The 3,709-nt window shown below is 60.7% G+C and carries 4 protein-coding genes; all 4 read left to right on the top strand.

Features of this window, described 5'->3' with window-relative positions:
• The coding region (locus tag AC1DRJ_RS21485) for an NADH-quinone oxidoreductase subunit D-related protein (RefSeq protein WP_477803909.1) at positions 1–937 on the top strand (937 nt) is incomplete at its 5' end.
• A gap of 2 nt (positions 938–939) precedes the next feature.
• Entirely contained in the window at positions 940–1,437 is a 498-nt protein-coding gene (gene nuoE / locus AC1DRJ_RS21490; protein WP_477803910.1) for an NADH-quinone oxidoreductase subunit NuoE, read from the top strand.
• Positions 1,434–2,789 (top strand): NADH-quinone oxidoreductase subunit NuoF, encoded by a 1,356-nt coding sequence (nuoF, locus tag AC1DRJ_RS21495; RefSeq protein ID WP_477803911.1) that lies wholly within the window; start codon positions 1,434–1,436, stop codon positions 2,787–2,789. Before nuoE ends, nuoF begins: the two co-directional genes overlap by 4 nt.
• Positions 2,790–2,925: 136 nt before the next feature.
• The coding region (locus tag AC1DRJ_RS21500; protein ID WP_477803912.1) for a 2Fe-2S iron-sulfur cluster-binding protein at positions 2,926–3,709 on the top strand (784 nt) is incomplete at its 3' end.

Raw genomic sequence — 3,709 nt, forward strand, 5'->3', positions numbered from 1 at the left:
GCTCTCGGTCGAGAAGCTGGCCGGCATCAAGGTACCCGACAAGGTCGACGTCATCCGCATCATGATGGCCGAGTTCTTCCGGATCACCAGCCACCTGCTGTTCCTGGGTACMTACATTCAGGACGTCGGCGCCATGACCCCGGTGTTCTTCACGTTCACCGACCGTCAGAAGGCGTACAMGGTGATCGAAGCCATTACCGGTTTCCGTCTGCACCCGGCCTGGTACCGCATTGGTGGCGTCGCTCACGACCTGCCGCGCGGCTGGGAAAAACTGGTGAAAGACTTCGTCGAGTGGATGCCAAAGCGTCTGGACGAGTACCAGAAAGCCGCCTTGGACAACAGCATCCTCAAAGGCCGGACTATCGGCGTCGCCGCCTACAACACCAAAGAGGCCCTGGAATGGGGTGTCACCGGTGCTGGCCTGCGTTCGACTGGTTGCGACTTCGACCTGCGCAAGGCTCGCCCATACTCCGGTTACGAAAACTTCGAATTTGAAGTGCCGCTGGCCGCCAACGGCGATGCCTACGATCGTTGCATCGTGCGCGTCGAAGAAATGCGCCAGAGCATCAAGATCATCGAGCAGTGCATGCGCAACATGCCGGAAGGCCCGTACAAGGCGGATCACCCGCTGACCACGCCGCCGCCGAAAGAGCGCACCCTGCAGCACATCGAGACCCTGATCACGCACTTCCTGCAAGTTTCGTGGGGCCCGGTCATGCCGGCCAACGAATCCTTCCAGATGATCGAAGCGACCAAGGGCATCAACAGTTATTACCTGACGAGCGATGGCGGCACCATGAGCTACCGCACCCGGATTCGTACCCCAAGCTTCCCGCACTTGCAGCAGATCCCTTCGGTGATCAAAGGCAGCATGGTCGCGGACTTGATTGCGTACCTGGGTAGTATCGATTTCGTTATGGCCGACGTGGACCGCTAAGCATGAACAGCACGCTTATCCAGACAGACCGTTTCACCTTGAGTGAAACCGAGCGCTCGGCCATCGAGCACGAGCTGCATCACTACGAAGACCCGCGCGCGGCGTCGATCGAAGCCCTGAAGATCGTCCAGAAGGAACGTGGCTGGGTGCCGGATGGCGCTCTGTACGCCATCGGCGAGATCCTCGGCATCCCGGCCAGCGACGTAGAAGGCGTGGCGACGTTCTATAGCCAGATCTTCCGTCAGCCGGTTGGCCGTCACATCATTCGCGTCTGCGACAGCATGGTCTGCTACATCGGCGGCCACGAGTCCGTGGYCAGCGAAATCCAGAGCAATCTGGGCATCGGCCTGGGTCAGACCACCGCCGACGGTCGTTTCACCCTGCTGCCGGTCTGCTGCCTCGGCAACTGTGACAAGGCGCCGGCGTTGATGATCGACGACGACACTTTCGGTGATGTGCAGCCTGCCGGCGTTGCCAAATTGCTCGAGGGCTACGTATGACCCTGACTTCCTTCGGCCCAGCCAACCTCATCAAGCGGTCGGCCGAGACTCACCCGCTGACCTGGCGTCTGCGTGACGACGGCGAAGCCGTGTGGCTCGACGAGTACCAGGCCAAGAACGGTTACGCCGCTGCGCGCAAAGCCTTCGCCGACATGGCTCAGGACGACATCGTCCAGACCGTCAAGGATTCGGGCCTGAAAGGTCGCGGCGGCGCAGGCTTCCCCACTGGCGTTAAGTGGGGCCTGATGCCCAAAGACGAATCCATCAACATCCGCTACCTGCTGTGCAACGCGGATGAAATGGAGCCGAACACCTGGAAAGACCGCATGCTGATGGAGCAACTGCCCCATCTGCTGATCGAAGGCATGCTGATCAGTGCTCGCGCGCTGAAAACCTACCGTGGCTACATCTTCCTGCGTGGTGAATACACCACTGCCGCCAAGCACCTCAACCGTGCCGTGGAAGAAGCCAAGGCAGCGGGCCTGCTGGGTAAAAACATCCTGGGCAGCGGCTTCGATTTCGAACTGTTCGTCCACACCGGTGCCGGGCGTTACATCTGCGGTGAAGAAACCGCACTGATCAACTCCCTCGAAGGCCGCCGCGCCAACCCGCGTTCCAAGCCGCCCTTCCCTGCCGCCGTTGGCGTATGGGGCAAGCCGACCTGCGTGAACAACGTTGAAACCCTGTGCAACGTGCCGGCGATCATCGCCGACGGCGTGGACTGGTACAAATCGTTGGCTCGCGAAGGCAGTGAAGACATGGGCACCAAGCTCATGGGCTTCTCCGGCAAGGTCAAAAACCCTGGCCTGTGGGAACTGCCATTCGGCGTCACCGGTCGCGAGCTGTTCGAAGACTACGCCGGCGGCATGCGCGACGGTTACAAGCTCAAGTGCTGGCAGCCTGGCGGCGCCGGTACCGGTTTCCTGTTGCCGGAACACCTGGACGCACAAATGTACGCCGGCGGCATCGCCAAAGTCGGCACCCGTATGGGTACCGGCCTGGCCATGGCGGTGGACGACAGCGTCAACATGGTGTCCCTGCTGCGCAACATGGAAGAGTTCTTCTCCCGCGAATCCTGCGGCTTCTGCACCCCGTGCCGTGACGGTTTGCCGTGGAGCGTCAAGCTCCTGCGCTCCATCGAAAACGGTGAAGGGCAAGCCGGCGATATCGAGACCCTGCTGGGTCTGGTCGGTTTCCTCGGCCCAGGCAAGACCTTCTGTGCTCACGCACCGGGCGCCGTGGAGCCGTTGGGCAGCGCAATCAAATACTTCCGCCATGRGTTTGAAGCCGGCATCGCGCCAACCAGCGCCGCCGTCCCGCCTCTGGCAAGGCCGATCGTAATCGGCGCGTAAACGCTTAAAAAGGCGAAGGGTCCGTGCCCTTCGCCYTCTCGTGTGAGGACGCCTTCAACGGCTGTGTTGATTCACGCGAATACAAGATTCCATTAGCCACGCCCGCTGACACCGGGCCAACGAAGAACTTTGAACCATGGCCACTATCCACGTAGACGGCAAAGAGCTCGAAGTCGATGGGGCAGACAACCTGTTACAGGCATGTCTGTCGCTAGGCCTCGATATCCCTTATTTCTGCTGGCACCCAGCCCTTGGCAGCGTTGGCGCTTGCCGCCAGTGCGCGGTCAAGCAGTACACCGACGAGAACGACACCCGTGGTCGTATCGTCATGTCCTGCATGACCCCCGCCACCGATGGCACCTGGATCTCCATCGAAGATGAAGAATCCAAGGCTTTCCGCGCCAGTGTTGTTGAATGGCTGATGACCAACCACCCTCACGACTGCCCGGTCTGTGAAGAAGGCGGTCACTGCCACCTGCAAGACATGACGGTAATGACCGGCCACAACGAGCGCCGTTACCGCTTCACCAAGCGCACCCACCAGAACCAGCAACTGGGCCCGTTCATTTCCCACGAGATGAACCGCTGCATCGCTTGCTACCGCTGCGTGCGCTTCTATAAGGATTACGCTGGCGGCACCGACCTCGGTGTGTTCGGCGCCCACGACAACGTGTACTTCGGTCGCGTTGAAGACGGCGTACTGKAAAGCGAGTTCTCCGGCAACCTCACCGAGGTCTGCCCGACCGGTGTGTTCACCGACAAGACTCACTCCGAGCGCTACAACCGCAAGTGGGACATGCAGTTCTCGCCGAGCATCTGCCATGGCTGCTCCAGCGGTTGCAACATCTCCCCGGGTGAGCGCTACGGTGAGCTGCGTCGAATCGAAAACCGTTTCAACGGTTCGGTCAACCAGTACTTCC

The sequence above is a fragment of the Pseudomonas sp. P5_B2 genome, assembly GCF_056400445.1.